This is a genomic window from Streptomyces anthophorae, assembly GCF_049310305.1.
GTDB lineage: Bacteria > Actinomycetota > Actinomycetes > Streptomycetales > Streptomycetaceae > Streptomyces.
The window spans coordinates 4,337,028-4,350,274 of record NZ_JBLWQQ010000001.1; the positions used below are offsets into that span (position 1 = coordinate 4,337,028).

Below are 13,247 nucleotides of genomic sequence, written 5' to 3' on the forward strand. Positions count from 1 at the left end.
CGCGGCAGGAGGGCCCAGCCTTTTCCCCGGCGCGGCCCGGCGCCGCTCGCGGCCGTCGGCCCCGCGCTACCTCGACCCCGCTATCTCGGTCCCGCTCCCAGGGCGCGCTCCGGGACGACGCTCCCCGTCGGCACCGCACGCGCGCGTGCGGGGGTGCCGGTCCAGCAGGTGCCGCGGCGGGCGAGGAGGCGGCGCAGCCACAGTTCGAGGGCGACCAGGTCGGCCAGGCCGTCGAGCGGCAGCGGTTCGCCGTCGGCGGCGGAGCGCAGGGCCTTGCGGACGACGCGGCCCTCGATCAGGCCCGTCTGCGCGAGCAGCGGCGTGTCGAAGAGGCCGATCAGCTGGTCCGCGGCGAGGCGGAGCCCGGCGCGGGTCGCGGCGGACGACGAGGCGTGGGAGGGCGCTCCCCAGCCGGGCGGGAGTTCACTGACGCCCGCGCCCTCGAGGACCCGGCGCAGGATCTCGGCGCGGGCCCCCGGCTGGACGCGCATCGCCTCGGGCAGGGCGCGGCAGGCGCGGACGACCTGGTTGTCGAGGAAGGGGGCGTGCAGGCGCTGGAAGCGGACCTCGGCGGCCTGTTCGAGGATGCGCAGGTCCGCCGCGTGCCGGGCGAGGCTCGCGCGGGCGCGGAACTCTCCGGGGCGCTGTCCGGGGCCCGGTCCCGGGCGGGTCTTTCCGTCGTGGAGGCGAACCGATACTTCAGCGAGTGCCTCACCGGTCAGCCAGCGCGCGGCCGGCCCCGGTCTGGCCCACGCGAGGGCGGCGAGGGAGGCGCCGACGGCGCCGCCCGGCTCCTCGAAGTCCTGCTGGAGGAGCCGGCTGGCGAGCCCTTCGAGGCCCGCCCTGTAGGGCGTACGGGCGAGCTTCCTGGCCGCTCCGTAGACGCGCGCCGGGACGGTGAAGGAGCCGTCCGCCTTGGTGAGCGCCGCGACGGGGCGCAGCATGTGGCGCCTGCGCCGGTCCATCAGCAGGTCGGCGAGACGCGCCGGGTGGGCGTCCAGGACCTGCCGGGCCCCGTAGCCGGTGAAGTGGTCGGCGCTGCCGGAGACGAGGCGGGCGCGGTGGCGGGCGGCCGTGATGAGGGTCGGGCTCGGCTCGTCGGTGAGCGGTCCGTCCAACTCGGCGTACGGGAGCGCCTCTTCGCCTGCCGCCACCACTACGTGGTGGAGGCGCGGGTTCGCGGCGAGCGCCCCGGCCCTCTCCAGCTCGGCCTCGTGCTGGTCCACGCGCGACGAGCGGTCATTGAAGGTGACCGCCAGGAGGCGCTCGCCCGCGCCCGTGCCGTGCCCGAGGACCGTGCCGGGCATGCCGGGCAGGCCCGCCGCGAGGAGGGCGAGGGTGCCGGACGCCGGCCCCCCGGAGACGTCGGCGCCGATGCCGGGCACGGGCATGCCGCGGGCGGCCCGCCGCTCGGCGGGGCCCATGCCGGGCACGGGCCCGGGATCCAGGTCGGTGCCCGGCACGTGCCGGGGCGCCGCGAGCCGGGTCCTTACCGCCTCGACGAGGGCGTCGCGCACGTCGTCCACCGCGCGCTCCGGGTCGACGGCGCCCACGCCCACGGCGAGCGAGGCCACCGGTTCGTAGCCGGCGATCTCGCGGGACCCGGTGCGCAGGATCAGCGCGTGGCCGGGCGGGATGCGGTGCACGCCCTGGTACGGCGTCGAGTCGTGCAGCGCCTCCGGGACGTCCGGCGCGGCGAGGAGCGCCGCCAAGTGCCCCACGTCCAGGTTGGCTTCGATGAGGTCGGCGAGCGGGAGCGCCGCCGTCGCGTACGCGGTACCGCCCGCCCAGGGGGTGTGGAACACGGGGCGCGCGCCCGCGAGGTCGCCCACCACCGTGACGCGGCGGCCCACTTGGACGACCGCCGTGTAGCTGCCGGGCCAGGCCGTGAGGTGGCGCAGGGCGCCGCCGCGCGCGGCGAACAGGCCCACCCGCAATTGCTCGTCGGACGCCCCGCAGACGCCGAGGACCGCGATCCGTGTCTGGTCGTCGGCCTTCACGATGCGCACTTCGTCGGCGCGCCAGTCGCCGACCGCCCACAGCGGATCCGGGTCGCCCCACAGGAGTTGGGAGCCGACCGGATGTACCGTTTCGCCCTCGGACCCCATGGCGCCCGCGGAACCGAGCGCAACGGGCCCGGAGGCGGCACTGCTCCACCCCACCAACCAGCGCATCGCCGCCTCCACAGGCTGTGGACAACACAAGGGGTCCCCATGCTGCCACGAAGGCGGCCCCAAAGAGGGGACACGGCGAAGGGAAGGAGCGAGCGGGAAGTGGCGTACGCTCCCCCTAATGCGCCCCATTTGAGCCGTGGTTGAACCGTGGTACGACCCGGGCGAGTCCGGATGACAGGGGCGGGATTCGGCCAAATCGGCCGCCGTTGGCCGGAGCTGAACACCCCGCTTCGGCCACAGCGCGCAACGCACAGTCCGGGAGGCGCACATCACCTCCCGGACCGGTCCGCCGCCCGCGGGGATGTAGGCGGCGGTGTCCCCCAGCCCACTGGATCCAGTACAGCGGGCCGACCCACGCAGGTCCCATGCAACCGCCGCCCCCTCGCCCGGGTAAGAGCGCACGCACGGGCGCACGGCACCACGCCCGGAGCACACGGTCACACGGCGTGGCCTGCGCCGTACTTCAGTACGGACAACAATCCCGCCATCCGGAATGACGACCCTTAACGCTTGGGATGCGGCGAACTACGCTGTGTGTACGAATGCCGCGCGGTTATGCCAGGCCGAAAAAGTCGGCGTGGTGCCCGGCGCGGCAGCCGTCTGTGTCGAGGGGTGGCTCATGTCCAGGGAGCAACGCGGGCCGAACGAAAAGCTCGGCGCCGTTCTCGCCCTCGCGGGAATCAGCAACGCAGGACTCGCCCGCCGCGTCAACGACCTGGGTTCACAACGGGGTTTGACGCTGCGCTACGACAAGACGTCGGTGGCGCGCTGGGTGTCGAAGGGCATGGTGCCGCAGGGCGCCGCCCCGCACCTCATCGCCGCCGCGATCGGCCAGAAGCTCGGCCGGCCCGTGCCGCTGCACGAGATCGGCCTGGCCGACGCGGATCCCGCGCCCGAGGTGGGCCTCGCCTTCCCGCGCGACGTGCGGCAGGCGGTGAAGTCCGCGACGGAGCTGTACCGGCTCGACCTCGCCGGGCGGCGGGCGGGCAGCGGCGGGATCTGGCAGTCGCTGGCCGGTTCCTTCGCGGTGAGCGCGTACGCGACGCCCGCGTCCCGGTGGCTGATAACCCCGGCCGACTCCTCGGTGGCCCGGGAGGCGCACCACGTGGAGGACGGCGCACCGCAGAAGGTCGGCCACAGCGACGTGCAGAAGCTGCGTGAGGCCGCGGAGGACGCGCGGCGCTGGGACTCCAAGTACGGGGGTGGGGACTGGCGTTCGTCGATGGTGCCCGAGTGCCTCCGGGTGGAGGCGGCGCCGCTGCTGCTCGGCTCGTACTCGGACGAGGTGGGGCGCTCGCTGTTCGGGGCGGCGGCCGAACTGACGCGCCTGGCCGGGTGGATGGCGTTCGACACGGGGCAACAGGAGGCGGCGCAGCGCTATTACATCCAGGCGCTCCGGCTCGCGCGCGCGGCGGCGGACGTGCCGCTGGGCGGTTACGTCCTCGCCTCCATGTCGCTTCAGGCCACCTACCGCGGGTTCGGTGACGAGGGCGTCGACCTCGCGCAGGCCGCCATCGAGCGCAACCGGGGGCTCGCGACGGCCAGGACCATGAGCTTCTTCCGGCTCATCGAGGCACGCGCGCACGCGCGCACCGGTGACGGGCACGCGGCCGGGGGCGCGCTGCGGGCCGCCGAGGGCTGGCTTGAGCGGGCCCGTGACGGCGACACCGACCCTTCGTGGCTCGGCTTCTACTCCTACGACCGGTTCGCGGCGGACGCGGCCGAGTGCTACCGCGACCTGAAGGCGCCCCGCCAGGTGCGGCGCTTCACGGAGCAGGCGCTGTCGAAGCCCACCGAGGAGTTCGTGCGCTCGCACGGGCTGCGTCTCGTGGTGTCGGCGGTGGCCGAGCTGGAGTCGGGGAACCTCGACGCCGCATGCGAGCAGGGCACCCGGGCACTCGAAGTGGCCGGGCGGATCTCGTCCGCGCGGACCACGGAGTACGTGAAGGACCTGCTGCACCGGCTCGAGCCGTACGGGGACGAGCCGCGGGTGGTGGAGCTGCGGGAGCGGGCCCGGCCGTTGCTGATGGCGCCCGCGTAGGCCGCGCGGTCCGCGTGGGCCCGAGGCTGCCCGCATGAATTGTCAGTGGGGTCGGGCAAGATGCTGGGTGTGTCGGGAGTGGAGGTGAGGCCCGTGGGGGCGGCTGGGTATGACGGGGACGTGCTGGTGGTTGGCGGGGGGATCGTCGGGCTCTCCACCGCGTACGCCGTCTCGCGGGCGGCGCCGGGGACCCGGGTCGTCGTCCTGGAGAAGGAGGAGGGGCCGGCCCGGCATCAGACGGGGCGGAACAGCGGGGTCATCCACAGCGGGATCTACTACCGGCCCGGCTCGCTCAAGGCGCGGTTCGCGGTGCGCGGCGCCGCCGAGATGGTCAAGTTCTGCGCGGAGTACGGGATCGCGCACGAGGTCACCGGAAAGCTGATCGTCGCCACCGAGCGGGACGAGCTGCCCCGTCTGCACGCCCTCGTCCAGCGCGGCAGGGAGAACGGGATACCGGTGCGCGAGCTCGGCTCCGCGCAGATCCAGGAGTACGAGCCGGAGGTCCGCGGCCTCGCCGCGATCCACGTGGGGACGACGGGGATCGTCGACTACCGCGCGGTCGCCGAGCGGTTCGCCGAGGCGTCCGGGGCCGAGATCCGGTACGGGGCGGACGTCGTGCAGGTCGACCGCCGCGCGGACCGGGGTGTCGCCGTGCGGACGAGAGCCGGTGACGTGGTGCGCGGGCGCGTGCTCGTCAACTGCGCGGGGCTGCGCTGCGACGAGGTGGCGCGGCTGACCGGGGACGACCCGGAGATGCGCATCGTGCCGTTCCGTGGCGAGTACTTCGAGCTCGGCCGCCCGGACCTGGTGCGCGGGCTCGTCTACCCCGTGCCGGATCCGGCGTTCCCGTTCCTCGGGGTCCATCTGACGCGGGGGATCGACGGCGGGGTGCACGTGGGTCCCAACGCGGTGCCGGCCCTCGCGCGCGAGGGCTACGGGTGGGGGGTCGTCCGGCCCCGCGAGGTGGGCGGCACGCTGGCGTGGCCCGGGGCGTGGCGGATGGCGCGCAGCCACTGGCGGTACGGGGCGGGTGAGGTGCACCGGTCGCTGTCGAAGTCGGCGTTCACCAAGGCGGTGCGCAGGCTCGTGCCGGCGGTCACCGCGCAGGACATGGTGCCGGTGGCGGCGGGGGTGCGGGCGCAGGCGGTGCTGCGGGACGGGACGCTTGTGGACGACTTCTTGATTCGGGAGGGGGTGCGGGCGGTGCATGTTCTGAACGCGCCGTCTCCCGCGGCGACGGCGTCGCTGCCGATTGGGCGGGAGATTGCGCGGCGGGTCCTCGCGTTGTTGTGAGGCCTGCGCCGTGGTTGCGGTCGCGGGGCTCTGCCCCGGACCCCGCTGCTCAATCGCCGCAGGGGCTTAATTGGCCGACACCCGCCGGAAGCGAAGCGCTCGTGGGCGCCCGTAAAATTGGTTCCACTGTGTCTGAGTCGTCTGAAACCCCCGTGTCCACCGCCCGCCCCAACGAGCCGCGGTTCCCCGATGGGCCGCGGCCCGACCCCGCGCAGTCGCACTACGAGCACCGCATCCGCAGCTTTCAGCCGCGCCGCGGCCGGGTCACCGACGCGCAGGCCGACGCCTTGCAGCGGCTGTGGCCCAAGTGGGGCCTGGACATCGACGGACAGCGCCGGCTCGACCTCGCTGAGCTGTTCCCCGGTGTCGAGCGCGTCGTCCTGGAGATCGGCTTCGGCATGGGCGAGGCCACGGCGCAGATGGCACAGGACGATCCGACGACCGGCATCCTCGCGGTCGACGTGCACACGCCGGGCCAGGGCAATCTGCTGAACCTGGCGGAGCGCGCGGGCACCGACAACGTACGGGTGGCGAACGGCGACGCGATCGTGCTGCTGCGCGACATGCTCCCGGACGACTGCCTCGACGGGCTGCGCGTCTATTTCCCCGACCCCTGGCCCAAGAAGCGCCACAACAAGCGGCGACTGATCCAGGCCGATTTCCTGTCCCTTGTGGCGGGGCCGCTCAAGCCGGGCGCGCTCGTGCACTGCGCGACCGACTGGGAGGACTACGCGGAGCAGATGCTCGAGGTCCTCACCGCCCACCCCGACTACGAGAACACCATCGCGGACGGCGGCTACGCGCCCCGCCCCGCGTTCCGCCCGCTGACCCGCTTCGAGGGCAAGGGCCTCGACAAGAGCCACGTGGTCCACGACCTGCTGTTCCGGCGCCGGTAGCTGCGGGGCCGGGCCCGGGCCGGATCCTCTCGGCCCCGTCGCGGCGCGGCACATCCCTCGTTAGGGTCAATTGGTGGCCTCGTATCCCGTCCATCCGCACCGGCAGGGCGACGTCCTCGGCGCACACCCGAGCGGCGTGGTCCCCCACGGTGCGGTTCCGCATCCCCGCTGGTGGGAGCGGAAGGGGGTGCGGGCCACGGCGCTGGCGACGCTGCTCGCGATCTCCGGGGTCGTGATCCTCGCCCTGGTCCGCGAGCAGACCGGCACGGAGGGGTTCCTGGTCGGGCTCGGGCTCGCGGTGCTGCCCGTCCCCCTCCTCATATCCGCGTTCCGCTGGCTGGACCGCGTACAGCCGGGCCCCTGGCGGAACCTGATCTTCTCCTTCGCGTGGGGCGCGTGCGCGGCGGCGCTGATAGCGATCGTCGCCAACAGCTTCGCGACCCGCTGGATAGAGACCGCGACCGCCGACCCATCGAGCGCCGACACCCTCGGCGCCACCGTCATAGCCCCGATCGTCGAGGAGTCCGCGAAGGCGGCGGCCGTGCTGCTCGTCTTCCTGTTCCGCAGACGCGACTTCACCGGAATCGTCGACGGCGTCGTCATCGCCGGGGTCACCGCGACCGGCTTCGCGTTCACCGAGAACATCCTCTATCTCGGCAACGCCTTCGGCACCGACCAGCTCTCCGGCACGGGTACCGGCCTGGCCTCGGTCACCGCCGCCACCTTCTTCGTGCGCGTCGTGATGTCCCCGTTCGCGCACCCGTTGTTCACGGTCCTCACCGGCATCGGTTTCGGCATCGCCGCCGCCATGGCGCCCGGCCGCGGCCGACTACGCCGGATGCTGCTCCCGCTCGCGGGGCTGCTCGCCGCGATGGGCATGCACGCCTTCTGGAACGGCTCGTCCTCGTTCGGCGAGTACGGATTCTTCGCGGTGTACGCCGCGTTCATGGTGCCGGTGTTCGGCGTGCTCACCTGGCTCGCGGTGTACGTGCGCCAGCGCGAGCTGCGCACCGTCCGCCAGGAGCTGCCCGCCTACGTCGCCGCGGGCTGGCTCGCCCCGCCGGAGCCGTTCGCGCTCGGCTCGCTCAAGGCGCGGCGCCTGGCCCGCGACTTCGCCACTCACTACGGCGGCCGGGCGGCCGCGACGGCGGTCGTCGAGTACGAGGACTTCGCGACGTCCCTCGCGCTGCTGCGCCACCGCGGCCGCCGCGGCAGGGCCGGCGCGGACTTCGTCGCACGGGAGCGGGAGCTCCTCGAAGCGCTGTGGGCGCGGCGCGCCTACGCGCGCCCGGCGCTCGCGTACGGCTCCCAGATCGCGGCGCCGATGTGGCTGCCCCCGGTGTACGCGGGCCCCTTGGCGCAGGGCCCCGCGTACCCCGCGTACAACTACAACCCCTACCGGTACTGAGGACGGTCCTGCCGAGGGCTCACGCGGAGGCCGCCGTCAGCCGGTCGAGCTCCGCCCGCGTCAGCTCCACGTCCGCCACCGCGAGCAGCGCCGGGAGCTGCTCGACGATCCGCGCGGACGCGATCGGCGCCGTCACGGTGGGCTGCGCGGCGAGCCAGGCGAGGGCGACCGTGGCGATCTCGGCGTCGTGGGCCTGCGCGATCTCGTCGAGGGCGGTCAGCACGTTGCGCCCGCGCTCGGTCTCCAGGTGCTTGCCCGCACCGGCGGCCCGCGCGCTGTCGACGGCGACGCCCGGCCGGTACTTCCCGGTCAGGAAGCCGGACGCGAGCGCGTAGTAGGGCACGGCCCCGAGGCCCGCGCGGGCGGCGACGTCCTGGAGTTCGCCCTCGTACGTGTCGCGCGAGACGAGGTTGTAGTGCGGCTGGAGCGCGACGTAACGGGCGAGGCCCTCGCGGTCGGAGAAGTCGAGGGACTCCTGGAGGCGCTCGGCGGAGATGTTCGACGCGGCGATGTGCCGCACCTTGCCCGCCTTCACCAGCTCGTCGAGGGCGCCGATGATCTCCTCGACCGGGACCTCGGGCTTGTCGTAGTGCGTGTAGTACAGGTCGATGTGGTCCGTGCCCAGGCGCTTCAGGGAGGCGTCGGCCGCGGCCTTGATGTTGGCGGCGGACAGGCCCTGGAACTCGGGGTGCTGGCTGCCCTTGGTGGCGATGACGACGTCGTCGCGGCGCCCGCGCGAGGCGAGCCACTTGCCGATGACGGTCTCCGACTCACCGCCCCGGTTGCCGTCCACCCAGGCCGAGTACACATCGGCGGTGTCGATGAAGTTGCCGCCCGCGGCGACGTACGCGTCGAGCACCTCGAAGGACGTGGCCTCGTCGGCGGTCCAGCCGAACACGTTGCCGCCCAGGGAGAGCGGGAAGACCTCGAGGTCGGAGGTGCCGAGCTTGCGCAGCGAGGGAGAGGAGGAAGTCATGCTCCGTCTCAACGCCCGCACGGAATACGGTATTCCACGATCCCGCCGGAAATTGCCCCAAGAACGGGCAAACCGGCGGTCCTGGCGTCGGGGGGTCAGCGCCAGGACCGCCGGGGTTCACGCGTTCTCAGGGGGTGAGGCCCTTGTCGCGCAGCCAGGTCGCCGGGTCGACACCGGTGGACTGCCCGTCGGGGTGGACCTCCAGGTGGAGGTGCGGCCCGGTGACATTGCCCGTGGCGCCCACGCGGCCGATGACATCGCCGGTGGAGACCTTCTGGCCCGCGCTGACATTGAGCGAGGACTGGTGGCAGAACCACAGTTCGGTGCCGTCGTCGAGCGTGAGCACCGTGCGGTAGCCGTACGCGCCCGCCCAGCCGGCCTCCGTGACCGTGCCGCCGTGGATGGCGCGGATCGGCGTGCCGGTGGAGGCGGCGAAGTCGAGGCCCGTGTGGTACCCGGAGGACCACATGGAGCCGGGCTGACCGAAGGTGCCGGAGAGCGTGTACGAGGCGACCGGGAGCTTGAAGCTGGCGGCCAGCTTGCGCAGGCGCTCGGCCTCGGCCTTGCGGCGGGCCTCCTCCTCGGCCTTCTTCTGCGCGGCGATCTCCTTGGCCTTGGCCGCGTCCTGCTTGGCGGCGGCCTCCTCGGCCGCCTGCTTGGCGGCGGCTTCTTCGGCGGCCTGCTTCGCGGAGGCGTCGGCCGCGTCCTGCTGCGTCTCGGCCTGCTGCATGATGCGGGCCCGCAGCGCCTCGCCGGCGCCGGTCCGTCCTTCGGCGGCCTCGGCCTGGGTGATTCCGGCGCCGCTCAGCGGGGAGGCCGCGGCGCCGGAGTCGGAACCGGAGTCCGAACCGTCGGATATCAGCGAGCCCACGCCCGGCAGCGACTTGGCCTCGGGCAGCGAGTCCTTGACCGCGGAGAGGTCGGGCATCGAGATGTGGACCGGCGGCTTGCCGCCCTGTGCGGTGGCGATGCCGCCCGCACCGACGGCGGCGACCACGCCGACGCCGAGAACAGTGGAGCTGCGGGCGAATCCACCACGGCGGCGGGCTACGCGATGCCTGCCGCGGACGGGAGCGAGGGACTCCTCGGTGGGATTCCACTCCTCCCAGGTCTCCTGCTCGACGCCGAAGTCGTCTTCGGGGCCGTAGAAGAAGTCGGGGGCAGGCCGGTTCGACGCCACGGGGGCGCTCTCCTTTCCTTCCTTCTCGCCTACCGGGTTAGCTGACGGGTTCGGAGCAGGAAGGTCTCCTACGAACACCAAAGGTGTCCGATTCACCCCAAGTTGGTGGTTCCCCGGCTCCCTTGCGGGATTAGGCGTGTGCGCACGGAGCCATCTCTTGTGACGGCTGGGACGACCGCGCTGCGTTATCGAACGTTAATAGACAGCAGACAGTAATTCCAAGCGCTTCCCACTGATCGTTCACGACTCTGGCCAGGACTTTTCGTGACACCGGCGGGCGAATCAGGGCGAGTTGGCGTCACACCGTCCCCACATTCAACGAACTCAACCTTCTGACGGTACGTCAATTGTTATGCGGAGCGACGCCGTTCGACTACGGTCGGCTACCTCGGGTAACAAACGATCAAGGACCTCAGGTCCGCCGCACGGCGAGCAGCGCCATGTCGTCCGTCGTCCCGTTGCCGGTGTGCGCGCGCACCTCGGCGGCGAGGGCCGCGAGCAGTTCCTCGGGCCCCGGGAAGAGGCGGCCGGACAGCCGCGCCGCCGGATCGTAGAACCGGCCGCTCGCGTCGCGCGCCTCGGAGAGCCCGTCGGTGTAGAGCAGCAGCGTGGCCGCGGACGGGAACGCCGTCTCGACGGCCCGGTCGGGCCAGCTGCCGAGTTCGCTCATGCCGAGCGGCAGCGCCGCCTGGCACGGGCTCACCTCGCGCACGGCGCCGTCGCCGAGCAGCATCAGCGGGCTGGGGTGGCCGCGGTTGAGGACGCGGACGAGCTCGACGCCGTGCGGGATCTCGACGAGCACCGCGGTGGTGAAGCCCTCGAAGTCGTCGATGCCGCGGCGCCGGCCGCCCTCACGGGCCAGGGCCCGCTCCAGGCGCTGGGCGACCGCCTCCAGGGAGCCCTCCTGCTCGGCGGCCTCCCGGAACGCCCCGATGACGACGGCGACCGCCGCGACCGCGCCGAGCCCCTTGCCGCGCACGTCACCGACGATGATCCGGATGCCGTGCGGGGTGTCCTGCACCGCGTACAGGTCACCGCCGATGAACGCGTCGGCCTGCGCCGCCTCGTAGCGCGCCGCGATGGTGAGGCCGCCGAGCCGCCGGGCCGGCTCGGGCAGCACCGCCAGCTGCGCGGCCTGGGCGATCTCGCGGGCGGAGGCCAGCTGCTCGTAGCTGCGGTACACGATCCGGTTGAGCACACAGGCCAGCAGGCAGACCGTGGCCACGGTGACTATCTCGGTGACGAACACGGAGTCGAGGTGGTCCGTGAAGCGCAGGTGCACCGCGACGATCGCGCCGATCGACACCGCGCCGACCAGGGCCGTCGCGCCGAGCGAGAAGAACGGGGCGGCCACCAGCGGCGCCGCGCTGAACAGAGGGGCGCCGGGGAAGCCGCTGGGGGTGACGTACTCGTAGACCGCGCCGCCGAGGACGAGAAACAGGGGCAGCAGTCGCAGGAAGAGGCGGGTGCCCACGGTGTCGGAGCCGTGCCTCCTCCGTCTCCCGCCGGTGCCTCCTGTTCGCTGCCCCACCACTCGTCTCCTGCCGCTCCCTGCCAGCTTCCGGCGTCTCACCAAGAGTTCCTGCACGGGGGCGCGGAGGCGAGCAGGGGTGGGCCGTACGGGTGGGGAACGTGACGGGCGCAACAGGGGCGACCGGGCGGAGACACAAAATGAACAGAGGCCGGAATCTCAATGAGATTCCGGCCTCTGTTCTTCAGTAGCGGGGACAGGATTTGAACCTGCGACCTCTGGGTTATGAGCCCAGCGAGCTACCGAGCTGCTCCACCCCGCGCCGTTGTGTTCACAACTCTACGCCATCAGGGGGAGTGAACGCGAATCGCTTCGCGTGACCGCTCACGCGGCGGCGTGCGTGAGCGTCTCCCACGCCACGAACAGGTCGTCCGTCCCCTCGGGGCGCTGCTTCTCGGTGAGCTTCTCGGTCTGCGGGAGGTCCATCTTCAGCCGCCCCTGAAGGTGCTGGAGACCCACCTCCGTGTCGGGCCCCATGTCCCGCTGCACCTTCCCGCCGCACAGCCAGGACGGGGCCTTGGCGCCCAACTGGTACTTGGAGTGCAGTTCGAGCGCGGCCGCGAGCCGGTCCTTCACCTCCCCGTACAGGTCGACGCCCTGGTGCCAGGCGGTCTCGGCCATGTGGGAGGTGGCGGCGAGCGAGTAGCTGGCGTGCTTGAAGTTGCGGCAGGTCTCCTGGGCGAGCCCGTCCTTGAAGGTCCTCTGCCCGAACCAGTACGTCCGCAGTTCCTTCGGGGAGTCGATGCCGCTGCCCTTCGGCTTCACCGGCAGCTTCCCGTCGGAGGACAGATAGAAGTACGCGGGGACGCGGGCCCTGAAGTGCCCGACGGCCTGGTCGAAGGCGTGCTGGTCGTTCAGGTAGACGCCCATGCTCATGGTCGCGTCGGCCATCACCAGGTCCCAGTTGCCGTTGAAGTCGGCGGATCCGCCGCGCACTTCGGGCAGATAGGCCTCGCGCAGCATCCGCTGGAACTTCAGCTCCTGCCCGTCCGGCCAGTCCTTGTACGTGTACTGCATCAGCTCGCCGGCCTTCGCCCAGGACGTGCCGGCCCAGGCGGCCTGGAGCCCCGCGTTGTCCGCGGAGTGGCCGGTGACCTTGTCCGACCAGGCGTTCATGATCTCGACGGCCTTGGCGGCGTGCGCCTTGTCGCGGGTGATGTTCCACAGCAGTGCCTGCGTATAGGCGGCGATGGCGTCCTCGCGCTCCTCGACGCAGCCCTGTCCGGCCTCGGCGTCGAAGGGGCACTCCACAGTCGCGTACGGCTTGGCCTCGTAGTCGAGGTCGGCGTACTTGCTGGTGCTCATCTCCTTGTACGCGGAGATCCACGGCTCCTGTTTACGGGCCACGTGGTCGCGGACCGCGGCCAGTTGGTCCTTGCCGACCAGAACGCCGGGGTGTGCGAAGGGGCCGCCGGAGGGCCGGTGCTCGGGGTGCGCGCCCACGTCGGAGTCGGTCCTCGTGGTCCCGCCGCACGCGGCCGCGGCCACCACCAGCAGGGGGACGAGACACCCCAGAAGAACGCGTCGCGTCCGTGCGCCCGCTGCCATGCAACACCTCCGGTCGGATCACCGGACGAGTGGGTCCGGCCCCCTGTCGTCCGGCAGACAGGGGGCCGGACTCGCTCATCCGCAGCCTGACGCGTGGAGGCGGTGGGCGCAGGATCTGTTGCGCCGGTCGTGTGCGGCAGGCACCGGCCTCTTCCGCCGCCCTTCTTGTCGCTTCTTGCCGAGCTTCCCACCGGATTCGG

9 protein-coding genes, 1 tRNA gene and 1 riboswitch are annotated in these 13,247 nt (G+C 72.4%); of the genes, 4 read left to right on the top strand and 6 right to left on the bottom strand.

Features of this window, described 5'->3' with window-relative positions:
* Positions 1 to 80: 80 nt before the first annotated feature.
* Complete coding sequence (locus tag ACNYS0_RS19490; RefSeq protein ID WP_422475308.1) at positions 81 to 2,174, bottom strand: asparagine synthase-related protein; 2,094 nt, start codon at positions 2,172 to 2,174, stop codon at positions 81 to 83.
* 619 nt (positions 2,175 to 2,793) lie between these two features.
* Here ACNYS0_RS19490 and ACNYS0_RS19495 point away from each other — a divergent pair.
* The 4 genes from ACNYS0_RS19495 (at position 2,794) to ACNYS0_RS19510 (ending at position 7,812) form a co-directional block, all read left to right on the top strand.
* Positions 2,794 to 4,215 (top strand): NsdA family TPR-like regulatory protein, encoded by a 1,422-nt coding sequence (locus tag ACNYS0_RS19495; protein ID WP_422408545.1) that lies wholly within the window; start codon positions 2,794 to 2,796, stop codon positions 4,213 to 4,215.
* Between the two features lie 60 nt (positions 4,216 to 4,275).
* Positions 4,276 to 5,508 carry an L-2-hydroxyglutarate oxidase gene (gene lhgO / locus ACNYS0_RS19500; RefSeq protein ID WP_422482729.1) on the top strand — a complete coding sequence of 411 codons (1,233 nt, stop codon included), beginning with the start codon at positions 4,276 to 4,278 and terminating at the stop codon, positions 5,506 to 5,508.
* A gap of 128 nt (positions 5,509 to 5,636) precedes the next feature.
* Complete coding sequence (trmB, locus tag ACNYS0_RS19505) at positions 5,637 to 6,404, top strand: tRNA (guanosine(46)-N7)-methyltransferase TrmB (protein ID WP_422475310.1); 768 nt, start codon at positions 5,637 to 5,639, stop codon at positions 6,402 to 6,404.
* Between the two features lie 73 nt (positions 6,405 to 6,477).
* Positions 6,478 to 7,812, top strand: coding sequence for a PrsW family intramembrane metalloprotease (locus ACNYS0_RS19510; RefSeq protein WP_422475312.1), 1,335 nt, complete (start codon positions 6,478 to 6,480; stop codon positions 7,810 to 7,812).
* A 19-nt stretch (positions 7,813 to 7,831) separates the two neighbouring features.
* Here ACNYS0_RS19510 and ACNYS0_RS19515 read toward each other — a convergent pair whose 3' ends face one another.
* The 5 genes from ACNYS0_RS19515 to ACNYS0_RS19535 all read right to left on the bottom strand — a co-directional run bounded on the left by ACNYS0_RS19515 (position 7,832) and on the right by ACNYS0_RS19535 (position 13,047).
* Positions 7,832 to 8,788, bottom strand: coding sequence for an aldo/keto reductase (locus tag ACNYS0_RS19515; RefSeq protein ID WP_422475314.1), 957 nt, complete (start codon positions 8,786 to 8,788; stop codon positions 7,832 to 7,834).
* Positions 8,789 to 8,915: 127 nt separating this feature from the next.
* On the bottom strand, positions 8,916 to 9,968 hold the full coding sequence (locus ACNYS0_RS19520; RefSeq protein WP_422475316.1) for a M23 family metallopeptidase: 1,053 nt from the start codon (positions 9,966 to 9,968) through the stop codon (positions 8,916 to 8,918).
* A gap of 11 nt (positions 9,969 to 9,979) precedes the next feature.
* A riboswitch (cyclic di-AMP (ydaO/yuaA leader) is annotated at positions 9,980 to 10,115 on the bottom strand.
* Positions 10,116 to 10,380: 265 nt separating this feature from the next.
* Complete coding sequence (locus ACNYS0_RS19525; protein WP_422475318.1) at positions 10,381 to 11,499, bottom strand: PP2C family protein-serine/threonine phosphatase; 1,119 nt, start codon at positions 11,497 to 11,499, stop codon at positions 10,381 to 10,383.
* Positions 11,500 to 11,687: 188 nt separating this feature from the next.
* Positions 11,688 to 11,761, bottom strand: a tRNA-Met gene (locus ACNYS0_RS19530).
* 62 nt (positions 11,762 to 11,823) lie between these two features.
* Positions 11,824 to 13,047 carry an alginate lyase family protein gene (locus ACNYS0_RS19535; protein WP_422475320.1) on the bottom strand — a complete coding sequence of 408 codons (1,224 nt, stop codon included), beginning with the start codon at positions 13,045 to 13,047 and terminating at the stop codon, positions 11,824 to 11,826.
* Between the last annotated feature and the right edge of the window lie 200 nt (positions 13,048 to 13,247).

Coding starts and splice junctions, on each gene's coding strand:
- ACNYS0_RS19490 (WP_422475308.1), bottom strand. CDS start 2,174: ATGCGCTGGTTGGTGGGGTGGAGCAGTGCCGCCTCCGGGCCCGTTGCG.
- ACNYS0_RS19495 (WP_422408545.1), top strand. CDS start 2,794: ATGTCCAGGGAGCAACGCGGGCCGAACGAAAAGCTCGGCGCCGTTCTC.
- lhgO (WP_422482729.1), top strand. CDS start 4,276: ATGCTGGGTGTGTCGGGAGTGGAGGTGAGGCCCGTGGGGGCGGCTGGG.
- ACNYS0_RS19515 (WP_422475314.1), bottom strand. CDS start 8,788: ATGACTTCCTCCTCTCCCTCGCTGCGCAAGCTCGGCACCTCCGACCTC.
- ACNYS0_RS19535 (WP_422475320.1), bottom strand. CDS start 13,047: ATGGCAGCGGGCGCACGGACGCGACGCGTTCTTCTGGGGTGTCTCGTC.